At 48.3% G+C, this 14,385-nt stretch carries 12 protein-coding genes and 1 riboswitch; all 12 genes read left to right on the top strand.

From position 1 onward, the window contains the following. Positions 1–3 precede the first annotated feature (3 nt). The 12 genes from F1644_RS06405 to F1644_RS06350 all read left to right on the top strand — a co-directional run bounded on the left by F1644_RS06405 (position 4) and on the right by F1644_RS06350 (position 14,377). Positions 4–225 carry a PRTRC system protein C gene (locus F1644_RS06405; RefSeq protein ID WP_005834114.1) on the top strand — a complete coding sequence of 74 codons (222 nt, stop codon included), beginning with the start codon at positions 4–6 and terminating at the stop codon, positions 223–225. A gap of 40 nt (positions 226–265) precedes the next feature. Then, complete coding sequence (locus tag F1644_RS06400) at positions 266–1,351, top strand: hypothetical protein (RefSeq protein ID WP_028728120.1); 1,086 nt, start codon at positions 266–268, stop codon at positions 1,349–1,351. Positions 1,352–1,355: 4 nt separating this feature from the next. Then, on the top strand, positions 1,356–2,054 hold the full coding sequence (locus F1644_RS06395) for a prokaryotic E2 ligase family D protein (protein ID WP_005834110.1): 699 nt from the start codon (positions 1,356–1,358) through the stop codon (positions 2,052–2,054). Further along, positions 2,051–2,839, top strand: coding sequence for a PRTRC system ThiF family protein (locus F1644_RS06390; RefSeq protein ID WP_005834107.1), 789 nt, complete (start codon positions 2,051–2,053; stop codon positions 2,837–2,839). Before F1644_RS06395 ends, F1644_RS06390 begins: the two co-directional genes overlap by 4 nt. 95 nt (positions 2,840–2,934) lie before the next feature. Beyond that, positions 2,935–3,132, top strand: a riboswitch (cobalamin riboswitch). A 170-nt stretch (positions 3,133–3,302) separates the two neighbouring features. Then, positions 3,303–4,271 carry a DUF4465 domain-containing protein gene (locus F1644_RS06385; protein ID WP_028728119.1) on the top strand — a complete coding sequence of 323 codons (969 nt, stop codon included), beginning with the start codon at positions 3,303–3,305 and terminating at the stop codon, positions 4,269–4,271. A 1-nt stretch (position 4,272) separates the two neighbouring features. Then, positions 4,273–6,174: a PKD-like domain-containing protein gene (locus F1644_RS06380; protein ID WP_005834103.1), complete on the top strand. Its 1,902-nt coding sequence runs from the start codon at positions 4,273–4,275 to the stop codon at positions 6,172–6,174. 8 nt (positions 6,175–6,182) lie between these two features. Further along, positions 6,183–8,231: a DUF4971 domain-containing protein gene (locus F1644_RS06375; protein WP_028728117.1), complete on the top strand. Its 2,049-nt coding sequence runs from the start codon at positions 6,183–6,185 to the stop codon at positions 8,229–8,231. 85 nt (positions 8,232–8,316) lie between these two features. Next, positions 8,317–9,396: a glutaminyl-peptide cyclotransferase gene (locus tag F1644_RS06370; protein WP_005834100.1), complete on the top strand. Its 1,080-nt coding sequence runs from the start codon at positions 8,317–8,319 to the stop codon at positions 9,394–9,396. Between the two features lie 13 nt (positions 9,397–9,409). Then, positions 9,410–11,500, top strand: coding sequence for a TonB-dependent receptor (locus F1644_RS06365; RefSeq protein ID WP_005834098.1), 2,091 nt, complete (start codon positions 9,410–9,412; stop codon positions 11,498–11,500). Positions 11,501–11,504: 4 nt separating this feature from the next. Continuing rightward, entirely contained in the window at positions 11,505–12,644 is a 1,140-nt protein-coding gene (locus F1644_RS06360) for an ABC transporter substrate-binding protein (RefSeq protein ID WP_005834096.1), read from the top strand. Next, entirely contained in the window at positions 12,645–13,625 is a 981-nt protein-coding gene (locus F1644_RS06355; protein ID WP_005834094.1) for a FecCD family ABC transporter permease, read from the top strand. Next, on the top strand, positions 13,622–14,377 hold the full coding sequence (locus F1644_RS06350; RefSeq protein ID WP_028728116.1) for an ABC transporter ATP-binding protein: 756 nt from the start codon (positions 13,622–13,624) through the stop codon (positions 14,375–14,377). The genes F1644_RS06355 and F1644_RS06350 overlap by 4 nt, the downstream gene beginning before the upstream one ends. Positions 14,378–14,385: the final 8 nt, after the last annotated feature.

Here is a 14,385-nt window from a genome sequence, read left to right as displayed (position 1 = left end):
GTTATGGCAATGACAGTAAACGGTCTCAATCGGACCTTCAAATTCAGGAAAGGAAGTGAAACAATCGTACTGGCCGACCCGATGCCGGGTGAGATGCCGGACGCGGTGATGAACTATTATGCCAACATGTATCCGGAGCTGACAACGGCAACGGTACACGGTCCGGTCATCGAGAACGACACGGCAGTGTACGAGTTCAAGACGACCATCGGAACCAAAGGTTAGGAGATATGGATAAAAAGAAAAGCAAAAGAAAGGAAAAGTCATGTACGCCCTTGAAAAAATATCAACTGGAACAACTCGCGAGGCTGGCCATCAGCCAGACGGAACGGAATATCCGGCATGGAGTGGACAGGACGGAAAGAATTACGGCTCCGAGCGGGGCTGTAATTCTTTTCTAAACGTATCATTCGTCCCGATAGCCCCGCAATCGGTCACGAGGGAAGACCATGACGGGATATCGCACAATCTGATCACGCAGGAGAATTACGAGTTCCTGCGTGATTCTTATTTCCGCTATGCCGGACTGCTGAATGTCGATGCACCGCATGACCGGGGCAAAAGTATCGGGGAAGGCATTGCCAACCTCTATAATGAATTCGCGGCACTCCTGGATGAAACGGTGCATGTAAATTATGAAGAACGGAACGGCCGGTTGTATTTCAACTTGTGGCAGGCCCATACGTGGGGAAAGTATACCCTGTATTATTTCCCGGTCAAATTCGTGGAAGCCCTGAATCCGAAATTGAGACGCATCGCGTTGTCCTTCCTGCATCACCTGATGAGTGCGAACGGTTTTTCCACCATAAACGACGAGGAGGATACGAACTGGGTGTTTGAAATGTTCTCGCAGGATGATGACGGCGAGGACAAGAAAGAACGTGCGGAACGGCACAGGTTGTTGCAATCATACAAGGAGGGCAGGATTTACAAACTGCTCGACAGGGTGTGTCGCAAATCCTATTACAAGAATCTGCCGGAAGCCATTGACAAGTACGAGTGCCGGAACGGCTTGGAACAGGAACTCATCGCCCTCATGAGGCAAGGGCTGGAATTCGTCAACCCAGACAAATCCATCATGTCCTATGCCTATGACCCGTGGTTCGATGAAGAGCCGGAGTATTATCCTAAGGGGCTGGAGCAACAAATCCGGGTGGTTTATAATTGTGAGGACATAATGACGGAATACCTGATTGATTTCTATAATTCGAGCAGGCAGGAGACGTATGACATAATTCCCATTACGACATTTGCCTTGTCTCCGGAAACGGATAAGGTATTCTCCAAGGAAGACAACTATCCGGAACGTTTCTTCAGATGGGCGGACAGATTCATAAACTTTATTTACTGACAGCATGGAGACGAACAAACTTACCAAAGAAATCAACGACATACTGCATCCGCGTGTTGCGTTGATTGCCTATGCTTCCCGAGAGGGAGAATCCTTTTTTGTGGAAGCGAGGGAAATAGACGGAAAAGGTAAAATGGGTGAAGGTGTGCCCGTGACGGTAGAGTTCATGAACGAACTTGTACGGGGGTATTCCGAACATCGCAGCAATACCCCTTACGGGAGAATCCCCTCCAATATGCTGTGGTGCGACTCACGCAAAGGCAGCGAGAAGTACGTCTGGTACAATCCTCCACGGAAAAGAATGATGTTCTTCAAGGAATCGCTCAAGGTTGAGAATGCGGAATACAACCTGCCGGGAATCATTTACGAGACAAACGGGAACAGCCTGAATGTCTATGCCTGCAAGGGCAAGGTTCTGACGGATGAGACAGAACTGTATACTGCACCGTTCTTCAATGTCACAGGCGCGAGCGTCTGTTTAGGTTCGGCTAAAATAGAGAAACCGAAAAACCTGACCTATGAAAACCTGTTGGAATACTGGGAAAAGAAATTCTGGCTGACGGAGTTCTCGCATCTGGGAGGTGGCGGGAACCCCACCAAGTCCAACCTGGTGCTGGTGACGAAAGCGGCCAAAGACAAGCCCTTCGACCTTGAAGAGTTGAAACCGTTAAGAAATTTGAAACTTAAAGACATACTGAAATGAAAAGAGTACATTATATCGACAACTACCTGATAAACCCGCAGCATCCGGTAACGGTTAACCTGATCGGTGCGGGAGGAACCGGCTCGCAGGTGCTGACCGGCCTGGCACGGCTCGATGTGACACTCCGGGCACTCGGACATCCGGGATTGTTCGTGACACTTTACGATCCGGACATTGTAACCGAGGCCAACATCGGACGCCAGTTGTTCGGGTATTCCGACATGGGACTGAACAAGGCGCAATGCCTTATTACCCGTATCAACAACTTCTTCGGAAACGACTGGAAAGCAGTACCGGACATCTTTCCGGCCATGATGAAGAATGCTTGCCGGGATAATATGGCAAACATTACCATCACTTGTACGGACACGATCAAATCACGCCTTGATTTATGGAACATCCTGAAGGCCGTACAAATCCCGGATTACCGCGATTATACAACCCCGCTTTATTGGATGGATTTCGGGAACACGCAGACATCGGGACAAGTCGTTCTGGGAACCGTACCGAAAAAGATAAAGCAACCCGCATCTCAGTTATATGAAACGGTAGGCTCCCTAAAAGTCATTACCCGATTGGTTAAATACGCAAGAGTAAAGGAAGAGGATTCCGGTCCGAGTTGTTCGCTGGCGGAGGCATTAGAAAAGCAGGATTTGTTCATCAACTCTACGCTGGCGCAACTCGGATGCAACATTCTCTGGAAAATGTTCCGGAACGGAATGATTGAACATCACGGACTATTTCTGAATTTGGGAACGATGAAAGTAAATCCGGTTTTGATTTAAATGTCATATCCCTGAAACTCAAATTTCTGGGTCACTTATGGATTCAGTTGCTGAAATTTTTATTGGGTTAATAATTGGACTTTAAAACATTTTTGTTACCTTTGTGGCGTTGTAGTTCCTTGACGGTCTGAAGACCCGACAAGGATTAAAAGGGAATCCGGTGAGAATCCGGAACAGTACCTGCTGCTGTAAGTTCCAACAAAAGGTTGCCGCAACCTGCCACTGGTCGTAAGACTGGGAAGGCGTGGCAAACTGGAATAAGTCAGAAGACCTGCTGCAAACGCGATGAGATAACCGCCACGGGTATTTGGCGTTTGTTCAATTACAGCATAATAGACTGTGGGCTTCCGGCTTCAAGGCTGACTCCCCGAAATTGATACAGGCACTGCATCCGTTTGATACGATTATCCATCGTGACAAACGGATTTTTTTGTATATATATGTTTCACTAAAACAACTGAATATGAGAAACTTTTACAAAATCATGGCAATGGCCGTTGTAGCAATGGCCGCCGCAGTGTTCACGGGATGTTCGTCCGACGATGACTTCCTTACTCCGTATGAGGAGAGTGCGATTCAAACCCGCGCGATAAGTTCTACCAATGCGATTATCGATTTTGATAACGTACCATCCAGCGTAATGGCTTCCGATCAGTATGGAAACAATCTCTATTCTGCCACAGCCAACGGCAATCAGGTAACGACCGGCTACATCACTCAAATCGAGCAAACCGGTACGTACATTCAGTTCCCGATTAACTATTTGAAACAGGAATGGGTAAGCGGACAACCTTGGGAATATGAGTTTTGGAATGGTGGTTTTGCCATCTCTAATTTTCATAATCTGACACAGGGGGATTATCAAAACCAATGTAGCGTGTACTGGCCCAACGGCGGTCATAGCGGTAAAAATTTTGCTGTAGCTTTCGGTTATAGCGATTCATACAATGATTCACAAGCAACTTATGACAAATGTGCGAAGATTTACCTGACCGATGCAACCGGCTACAGAGTCGTTACCACAAACACTCCTGTCAAGGGTACACCGAAATATGGTAAATTCAACAGCGTATGGGTTTGCAATACGACTTATACCTACTTAGTCATGAAGGATGGCAACTCGTTTACACAAGGCTCTTTGTCGGCACAAAAAGGATGGTTTAAGGTGGTATTTGTTGCGTTGGATGCGACGGGTAAACCTACAGGTAAAGAAGTAGAATACTATTTGGCAAACTTCGATTCCAGTAAAGATGCAGAATCAGGTTTGACCAATAAAATCCGCACCGGATGGAATCAATTGGATTTAAGCGGTTTAGGTGACAGCGTATGTACTGTAGCTATCAATTTCGAAGGAAGCGATTCAAGCGCATACGGATTGAACACTCCTGCTTACGTTGCTATAGACGATATTGATGTAACCGTAAACGAATAACATGAATTTGGGGCAAATGCTTTTTAACGGTAAGTGCAAAGTATTTGCCCCTTTTTATTATATCCCAATGGAGATTGAAATCAAATACTTTCTTCAAGGGAATTTCAGCGTTAAAATTATAAATATAATGAAGAAGTATTTGCTTTTATTCTCCTTGACGATATTTCTATTTGCTTGTAACAAAGACGAAGAAATATCGCAGGACGTGGTCGTGCCTCCTGTCATTGAGTTGGATAGCGAGGACGGAATCTATGTTGTAAAGATAGGGAAAGAGATCGTTATTGAGCCGACCTATCAGAATGTCGATTACGCCGTTTATTCATGGAAATGCAACGGTCGTATTATTTCCGACGAGCCTCAATTGAAATACATTTTTAACGAATGCGGCTCGTATTATGTTACTTTGCGGGTAGATACAAGAGACGCCAGCGCGGAAGAAGAAATCCGCGTGGATGTCAATGAATTGGCTCCGCCCGTCATTTCATTGGTAACCCCCTCTATAGGGCTTAAAGTCGTCGCAGGACGTGAATATATCCTTACTCCCGACATTCAAAATGCAGAAGGAGCTACTTATTTGTGGACTCTTAACGGGAACGAAGTCGGAACGGAAAATACTTATACATTCAAGCAAGATGAGTTGGGAACTTATGAACTGATCTTAACCGTAACAAATGAAGACGGACAATCAGAGAAGACAGTTTCTATTGAGGTTGTCGATAAACTTCCGATTGAAATCGTAGTTCCGTCATCTTTATATTTCACCGAGGATAATACCAAATACGTAGAATTAGGACGTACTTTGTTTGTCCGCCCCTTTGTATCAATAAGTGCCGAGCCTTCTTATCAATGGAGTTTGGACGGGCAACCGATTGAGGGAGCCAATTCCTTGGTTTACGGTTTCAAACCCGCTAAAACCGGAGAACACACGCTTACCTTTACTGTGAAATACGACAATCAAAGAACAAAAGCAGCCCTCACTCGTAATATTGCTGTTTCCGGTGTCGATGAAGTCAGTGTCAATATTCCGGTGAAATGTTGTGAAGCGACCGGAAAAAGACCTTTTGCTGCCGGAAATTCCATTTACAGCAATAAAGTATATGAATTTGTTCCGGCTCCGGGACAATTTGTAAACGAAACGAATACAGCAGGTTTCAATGGGGAAAGCACGCACGAAGCAGCCTGTGCTTACGCACAAAAACGTCTTGATAATGAACAATATGTTTCTCTCGGAGGTTGGGGAGGATATATTGTAGTAGGATTCGACCATAGTATCGAAAACAAAGGCGGTTATGATTTTTCCATCAAAGGAAATGCCTTTGATTCGTCAAATGAACCGGGCATTGTATGGGTAATGCAAGATGTCAATGGAGACGGCTTGCCCAACGATGAATGGTATGAACTGAAGGGTTCTGAATATGGAAAACCCGAAACCATTCAGGACTATGCCGTAACTTATTTCCGTCCCGGTCCCAACATGGACACCCAATGGCAAGACAACAAGGGAAATAAAGGGGCGATTGACCGTCTCGGCAACTATCACCCGCAAGAGTTTTATTATCCTTTGTGGATTGAAGAGGATTCCTATACGCTATACGGCACATGCCTGAAAGCACGTACCGAACAAAGCCCGTCGACAGGTATGTGGTCCAATAATCCGTTTGGATGGGGATATGCCGATAATATCGGTGATGATATGCCCAATAAAGACAATCCTAACGCGGGAGCACTTGGAAACTATTTTAAGATTTCCGATGCAGTCAATATCGACGGCACGTCTGCAAATCTTTCCCATATTGACTTTATCAAGGTGCAGACCGGTGTCAATGTAAAAGCTGGATGGTTAGGGGAAAATTCCACAGAAGTTTTCAAGTTCTGTGATGAAAACAACAATAACGACAAATAAAATTCATTATGAACAAAATATATCATTTCATCCTATTCTGTTTCGCTACGCTCTGCCTTGCTGCATGTAGTGATGACGACCCTGAAGTAAGCGGAATAGACGGCAAGGATCACTTCATCTCCGAGTTTGCTCTAACTGTAGATGGCATTACCTATCAAGCCATGATAGTCGGGGACAAGATTACAATTGAGATACCTTATAATGCCAGTCTGAAAGGGGCTACCGTAGAGTATGCCCTTTGCGAGGGAGTCTCTATTAACCCGAATCCATCGACCATTGAGGATTGGGAGAATGAATGGAAATTCGTAGTTACCTCCAAAATGCAGGATAGCAAAGTATATTCCTATACTTATCAATATGCAGACATCGAACAGAGCGGCAGCGTAGTACTTGCCACGCAAGCCGAGGTTGATAATTTTGCAAAGACAGGAATAAACAAAATCGAAGGCAGCCTGACCATCGGAACGGCAGACGGAGAAGAAATCACCAATCTGGACGGACTTGCCAACCTGAAACAAATCAGTAACTCTCTTGTTATCAATCCGTCTTACAAAGGAGCGGATTTGACGGGGTTGGATAATCTGGAACAACTCGGAAGTTTCAAATTAGGATCGACAACTTCTACCAGTAAAAACATAACGCTCAAAACGGTTAATCTGCCCTCTTTGCTTGGAGTGACCGGCGATTTTGTCGTTAACAGTTCTGTCATTGAAAAAATATCCATACCCAAAGTCGAGTTCATTGGTGAGGATATGTATATAACCTCCGATGCTTTGCTTGATTTGGATGCAAATGCCGTTGAATCTGTCGGAGCTTCCTTAATTGTCAAAGGTTCGGTAGCACAAAAAGAATCAGCGACAACCGAAGCCATTGTTTTCTCAGCACTAAAACAGATCGGGAATGAACTTACAATCCAATATTTTCCCAAACTGCAAGGAATTTATCTACCGGCATTGGAAAGTGTGGCCGGTACTGCCTCATTCTCCGATATGTCCTCCATCGGAAGTCTTGCAATGACCGAATTACATTCGGTTGGAGGACTGGCTATAAAAAATTGCAAAGAGATTTCCATTGTTGAACTTCCCGGTCTTATTTCCTGCGGAGAGACCAGTGTGGATGCGAATAAAGTCAATAAACTCAATATAGCTTCTTTGAAAGATGTACTCGGTGATATGACTTTAACTAATCTGCTCATAGAAGAACTGGATTTGTCCCAGATAAATTTTAACGGGAATACACTTACCCTACAATGTAAGCAACTAAATAAAATCGTAGGATCGGAAACATTTAACGGTAGCCTTTTTCTACTTCCTAAAGATTGTCGATTGACAGAATTGACTCTTGAGGGAATCTCAAATATACAGGGAGACTTCCAATGCAAAGATTATTTTTATGTAAAAGAATTTGTTATGCCATTTATTCGTGTGGCAGGAAATATGACTATTGCATTGAATTCGGGAAGTGTTAATACGGAGGCGGAAATCGAATTTCCTAATTTGCTGGAAATTGGAGGAACCTTAACATTAGAAAATAATAAGAATGCAAATAATATTACCTTTCCGTCATTGAAAAAAATTCTCGGTTCATGTTCAGTTACGACTTCCCACCTTAAGAATGATATTGAGTTTACCAATCTGGAAAGCATTGGAACGGATGGAGCAAATGCACAAATTAAGTTTGAGATTGATGGTACTAATATTCTATGTCCCAAATTAAAAACAATAAATGGGAAGTTTGATATTACAACATCTACTGTTATATTTGATATGGAGGCAGATCAGGTATCTTATCCTAACGTAGAATCAATATCCGAAAATCTTTCAATAACATGCCCGTATTCTGATTTTGGTTCTAATGGTATTTTGTCCATTGATTTTTCAGGTCTCAAATCAGTAAAAGGGATTAGTATAAGCGGGCAAGGAGATGTTACCGATTTTAGTTCTTTCAAATACCTGTTTGAAAACAATGTTCTAACAGGAGAATCTCAATGGTCTGTCAGAGAATGTGCTTATAACCCCACATACCAAGACATGAAAAACGGGAAGTACAAGCAATAAATAACCAAACAATAAATTTTCTGCCAATCCTCGGTATGCTTACCGTAAGGTAAGACTACCGGGGATTAACTATAAAAATAACGGTATGACCTATCACCAATTGAAATATCTGCTATGGAGCGTAGTTGTCGGAGTGACACTATCCTTGACATCCTGCATGGAGTGGGACTACGGCGATGCCGTAGAAGACTTCAATGCCACGGGAGCCGGACTGTTCATCACCAACGAGGGCAACTTCCAGTACGGCAATGCTACCTTGTCCTATTACGACCCGGCAACCAAACAAGTGCAAAACGAGGTCTTCTTCCGAGCCAACGGCATGAAGCTCGGCGACGTGGCGCAGTCGATGACCATCTACGACAACAAGGGCTGGGTCGTGGTGAACAACTCCCATGTGATTTTCGCCATCGACCTGAACACCTTCAAGGAGGTAGGACGCATCGAGAATCTGACCTCCCCGCGCTACATCCATTTCCTGAGCGACGAAAAAGCCTACGTCACCCAACTGTGGGACAACCGCATCTTCATCATCAACCCGAAGAAATATGAAATTACCGGCTACATTCAAGTGCCGGACATGACGATGGAGAGTGGCTCCACCGAACAGATGGTGCAATACGGCAAATACGTCTATTGCAACTGCTGGAGCTACCAAAACCGCATCATCAAAATCGACACCGAAACCGACCAAGTGGTCGATGAACTGAAGGTCGGCATACAACCGACATCGCTGGTCATGGACAAGTACAACAAGATGTGGACGGTGACTGACGGCGGTTATGAGGGCAGCCCCTACGGTTACGAAGCCCCGTCGCTCTACCGCATCGACGCCGGGACATTCACGGTGGAGAAGCAGTTCAAGTTCAAGTTGGGCGACTGGCCCTCGGAGGTGCAGCTCAACGGTGACAGGGACAAACTCTACTGGATCAACAAGGCCATTTGGAGTATGGACGTGACAGCTAGCCATGTGCCGGTGCGTCCGTTCCTCGAATACAGCGGCACGATTTATTACGGACTGACGGTAAACCCCGCCAACGGGGAAGTATACATCGCCGATGCCATCGACTACCAGCAGCAGGGCATGATTTACCGCTACTCGCCCGAAGGGAAATTGATAGATGAATTTTATGTCGGGATTATTCCCGGTGCATTCTGTTGGAAATAAGAAAGGAGGCAATATGAAAAGACTATATCTGTTATTCGCTTTGGCGGCATGTCTCCCCACGGCACTCTTTGCGCAGCAGACGGAAAGCAAAAAGCGGTCGACCTGGCATCTTACCATACCGGAAGTCACGGTCGTCGGCCATCGGCCGATGAAAGAAATCGGCGTGCAGAAGACGAAGTTCGATTCGCTCGCACTGAAAGAGAACATCGCCCTCTCGATGGCCGACATCTTGACGTTCAACTCGTCCGTATTCGTCAAGAGCTACGGACGCGCCACGCTCTCGACCGTCGCATTCCGAGGAACGTCGCCTTCACACACGCAGGTGACATGGAACGGCATGCGCATCAACAACCCCATGCTCGGCATGACGGACTTCTCCACCATTCCGTCCTACTTCATAGACAACGCATCGCTGCTGCACGGTACTTCATCGGTGAACGAAACGGGCGGCGGACTGGGCGGTCTGGTTAAGCTTGGTACCACCCCCACCGTTGCCGAAGGGTTCAACGCCCAATACGTGCAGGGCATCGGATCGTTCCGGACATTCGACGAGTTCGCCCGCTTCACCTATGGCAGCGAGAGGTGGCACGTCTCCACTCGTGCGGTCTATTCTTCCTCGCCTAACGATTACAAGTACACCAACCACGACAAGAAGATAAACATCTACGACGAGGACAAGAACATCATCGGGCAGTATCATCCTAAAGAGCGCAACCGCTCCGGGGCGTTCAAGGACCTGCACCTGCTTCAAGAGGTCTATTACAACACCCGCAAAGGCGACAAATTAGGCCTGAACGCATGGTATATCAATTCCAACCGGGAACTTCCGATGTTGACGACCGACTACGGAGATGCAACCGACTTCGAGAACCGCCAGCGGGAACAGACTTTCCGCAGTGTCCTTTCGTGGGATCATATCAAAAGCAACTGGAAACTCGGCGTGAAAGGCGGTTACATACACACATGGATGGCCTACGACTACAAGCGTGAGGTCGCACCTGATAACTGGGCGTCGATGACCCGTTCCCGCAGCAAGGTAAATACGTTCTACGGGCAAGCTGAAGGTGAATACAGTCCGACAAAACGTTGGTTTTTCACCGCTAACGTATCGGCTCACCAGCATTTGGTACGCAGTGAGGACAAGAATATCATCTTGCAGGACGGAGGCAAAGCCATCGTGGGCTATGACAAAGGACGCGTGGAACTTTCAGGCTCCGTATCTGCCAAGTGGCAACCGATAGACCGGCTTGGCATGTCGGTTGTGTTGCGAGAAGAAATGTACGGTTTCGAGTGGGCTCCGCTTATACCGGCTTTTTTTATTGACGGCATCATTTCTCCGAAAGGGAATGTGATGCTCAAAGCTTCTGTTTCACGCAATTACCGTTTCCCGACGCTGAATGACCTCTATTTCCTGCCCGGTGGCAATCCCAATCTGAGAAACGAGCATGGTTTCAGCTACGATGCAGGTGTAAGTTTCGAGGTCGGCAAAGAAAATGTCTATAAGTTGAACGGCGGCGTGAACTGGTTCGATTCCTACATCGACGACTGGATTATCTGGCTGCCCACCACCAAAGGATTCTTTTCGCCCCGCAACGTGAAGAAGGTACACGCCTACGGCATCGAGGTCAAGGCGAACCTGGCCGTGCAGCCGGCAAAGGATTGGCTCATTGACCTGAACGGTTCCTATTCGTGGACACCCTCTATCAACGAGGGCGAGAAAATGTCACCTGCTGACCAGTCGGTGGGCAAACAGTTACCCTACGTGCCGGAGCATTCCGCCTCGCTGACAGGACGGTTGTCGTGGCGGTCGTGGGCGTTCCTTTACAAGTGGACGTTCTACTCGGAGCGTTTCACCATGTCGAGCAACGACTACACATTGACAGGACACCTGCCCGAATATTTCATGAGCAACGTCTCCTTGGAGAAAAACCTCTTTTTCAAACCGGTGGACGTGCAATTGAAATTCGCTGTCAACAACCTTTTCAATGAAGATTACCTCTCGGTACTCTCGCGCCCCATGCCCGGCATCAACTTCGAGCTGTTCATCGGTATCACCCCGAAGTTCGGGAAAAACAAGAAAAAGTCCGTAAACACAAATTTGTAACGATATGAAAGCATTGAAAAATCTGAGCCTGATATTGCTGCTTGTACTGACATTCACAGGCTGCCATGATAAGAGTTCCAAACTTGCCGATTTCAACCGAGCGGTCTATACACCCGAATACGCTTCGGAGTTTGACATAAAAGGTGCAGACGGTAAAAAGAGCGTATTGGTTACCGTCACGAACCCTTGGCAGGGAGCTGACAGCATTACCACATACCTGTTCATCGCCCGTGACGGAGAAAGCGTACCCGAAGATTTCACAGGTCAGGTGCTCGGAAAAGATGCCGAGCACATCATCTGCATGTCCTCTACCCATATCGCCATGCTCGATGCTATTGACGAAGACCGTTGCGTCGTTGGCGTATCGGGTATCGACTACATTTCCAATCCCGATATTCAGGCTCGTCGTGACAGCGTCGGCGACGTGGGCTACGAAGGGAACATCAATTACGAACTGCTGCTCTCGCTCGACCCCGACCTCGTGCTGCTTTACGGCGTGAACGGCGCGAGCTCGATGGAGGGAAAACTGAAAGAACTGAACATCCCGTTCATGTATGTTGGCGATTACCTGGAAGAGTCTCCGTTGGGCAAGGCCGAATGGCTGGTGGCATTAGCGGAGGTTACAGGGAAACGGACAGAGGGAGAGAAAGTGTTTGCCGATATCCCGGTTCGCTATAACGCTTTGAAAAAGCGAGTAACCGATGCAGCCATCGATGCCCCTTCAGTGATGCTCAACACGCCTTACGGCGACAATTGGTTCATGCCCTCGACCGAAAGCTATGTCGCCCGGTTGATCAAAGATGCCGGAGGCGATTACATCTACAAGAAGAACACGGGAAACGCTTCTGCGCCCATCGACCTCGAAGAGGCGTATCTGCTGGCCTCGCAAGTCGATATGTGGCTGCATGTGGGTATGGCGAACACGCTCGACGAACTGCGAGCCGCCTGCCCGAAGTTCACCGACACCCGGTGCTTCCGCAACGGATACGTCTATAACAACAACGCCCGCACGAATGCCGCCGGCGGCAACGACTACTACGAGTCGGCCGTGGTGAATCCCGACCTCGTGCTACGAGACCTCGTAAAGATATTCCACCCCGAACTGGTCGCAGAAGATTTCGTCTATTACAAGCAATTGAAATAAATGCGCTCCCGTTCCGTCCTATTATTTACCGCACTGGTTGCCCTCACCCTCTTCCTGTTTCTGCTGGATTTGGCGGTGGGGGCTGTCGCCGTGCCGCTCGGCGATGTTTGGGCGGCCCTGACGGGTGGCGATTGTCCGCGAGCGACGGCGAAAATCATACTGAATATCCGACTGATTAAGGCGGTGGTCGCGTTGCTGGCCGGAGCCGCCCTGTCGGTCAGCGGTCTTCAGATGCAGACCCTCTTCCGCAATCCCCTTGCCGGGCCTTACGTGCTCGGCATCAGTTCGGGCGCGAGCCTCGGCGTGGCACTCGTCGTACTTGCCGGTGTCGGCTCGTCGATAGGCATCGCTGGGGCGGCATGGCTCGGAGCGGCAATCGTGTTGGTTGTCATCGCCGCCGTCGGACACCGCATCAAGGATATCATGGTAATTCTGATTCTCGGCATGATGTTCTCGTCGGGAATCGGTGCGGTCGTCCAAATATTGCAGTATGTTGCCAACGATGAATCCTTGAAAATGTTCGTCGTCTGGACGATGGGGTCGCTCGGCGATGTGACCCTCAACCAGCTTACAGTGCTTATCCCGTCGATTGTCACCGGACTGTTGTTGGCGGTGGTGACGATCAAGCCGCTCAACCTGCTGCTGTTCGGCGAGGAGTATGCCGTGACGATGGGGCTGAACGTCCGTCGCTCACGCGGACTGCTGTTCCTCTCCACGACGTTGCTAGCCGGCACTGTGACCGCCTTTTGCGGTCCGATAGGTTTCATCGGGCTGGCCATGCCCCACGTCACGCGGATGCTGTTCCGCAACAGTGACCATCGGGTGCTCGTGCCGGGAACCGTTCTTTCGGGTGCTTCCGTGCTGCTGCTTTGCGACCTCGTTTCCAAACTGTTCACCCTGCCGATCAACGCCATCACCGCATTGCTGGGAATCCCCATTGTGGTGTGGGTGGTCTTGCGCAACAAATCCGTTACAGCATGATAGAGTTACACGATTTTTCCATAGGCTACGGCGAGCGAACTTTGCTCTGCGAGGTGGAAACCACCATAGAAAAAGGCAAACTGACAGCCCTTATCGGGCGCAACGGCACGGGCAAATCGACGCTGCTCCGCGCCATCGCCGGACTGAACCGCCGTTATGCCGGTCGAATCCTGCTCGACGGGCATAACGGCGCCGATATGCGGGTTGCAGAGAGGGCAAGAACACTGGCATTCGTCACGACCGAGCGCACTCGCATCGCCAACCTCAAATGCGAGGACGTCGTGGCTATCGGCCGCGCACCCTATACCAATTGGATAGGAAGGATGCAGAAGGCCGACACGGAGATCGTTATGCGGTCGCTCGCCTCGGTAGGCATGGAGGACTATGCGGAACGCACGATGGACAGGATGTCGGACGGCGAGTGCCAGCGCATCATGATTGCCCGCGCATTGGCACAGTCCACACCCATCATCCTGCTGGACGAGCCTACCTCGTTCCTCGACATGCCCAACCGTTACGAACTCTGTTCGCTGCTCGCCCGGCTGGCCCATAACGAAGGAAAGTGCATCCTGTTTTCCACCCACGAACTCGACATAGCCCTCTCCCTGAGCGACAGAATAGCCCTCATAGACACCCCCGGACTTCATTGTATGCCAACAGAGGAGATGCGCCGGAGCGGTTATATCGAACGGCTGTTCAGCAACCAAGCCATGCGGTTCGACCCGCTGAGCGGAATCGTAAAGGCTCAATAGTATATAAT

This window comes from Butyricimonas paravirosa, assembly GCF_032878955.1.
GTDB classification, from domain to species: domain Bacteria; phylum Bacteroidota; class Bacteroidia; order Bacteroidales; family Marinifilaceae; genus Butyricimonas; species Butyricimonas paravirosa.
Note: the sequence above shows the minus strand (reverse complement) of the source record. Positions and strands in the feature narration are given on the sequence as shown.

Excerpts from the sequence above, each read along its gene's own strand:
- F1644_RS06350 (WP_028728116.1), top strand. The coding sequence starts at position 13,622 with ATGATAGAGTTACACGATTTTTCCATAGGCTACGGCGAGCGAACTTTG.
- F1644_RS06375 (WP_028728117.1), top strand. The coding sequence starts at position 6,183 with ATGAACAAAATATATCATTTCATCCTATTCTGTTTCGCTACGCTCTGC.
- F1644_RS06380 (WP_005834103.1), top strand. The coding sequence starts at position 4,273 with ATGAATTTGGGGCAAATGCTTTTTAACGGTAAGTGCAAAGTATTTGCC.
- F1644_RS06355 (WP_005834094.1), top strand. The coding sequence starts at position 12,645 with ATGCGCTCCCGTTCCGTCCTATTATTTACCGCACTGGTTGCCCTCACC.
- F1644_RS06370 (WP_005834100.1), top strand. The coding sequence starts at position 8,317 with ATGACCTATCACCAATTGAAATATCTGCTATGGAGCGTAGTTGTCGGA.
- F1644_RS06360 (WP_005834096.1), top strand. The coding sequence starts at position 11,505 with ATGAAAGCATTGAAAAATCTGAGCCTGATATTGCTGCTTGTACTGACA.
- F1644_RS06405 (WP_005834114.1), top strand. The coding sequence starts at position 4 with ATGGCAATGACAGTAAACGGTCTCAATCGGACCTTCAAATTCAGGAAA.
- F1644_RS06395 (WP_005834110.1), top strand. The coding sequence starts at position 1,356 with ATGGAGACGAACAAACTTACCAAAGAAATCAACGACATACTGCATCCG.
- F1644_RS06390 (WP_005834107.1), top strand. The coding sequence starts at position 2,051 with ATGAAAAGAGTACATTATATCGACAACTACCTGATAAACCCGCAGCAT.
- F1644_RS06400 (WP_028728120.1), top strand. The coding sequence starts at position 266 with ATGTACGCCCTTGAAAAAATATCAACTGGAACAACTCGCGAGGCTGGC.
- F1644_RS06385 (WP_028728119.1), top strand. The coding sequence starts at position 3,303 with ATGAGAAACTTTTACAAAATCATGGCAATGGCCGTTGTAGCAATGGCC.
- F1644_RS06365 (WP_005834098.1), top strand. The coding sequence starts at position 9,410 with ATGAAAAGACTATATCTGTTATTCGCTTTGGCGGCATGTCTCCCCACG.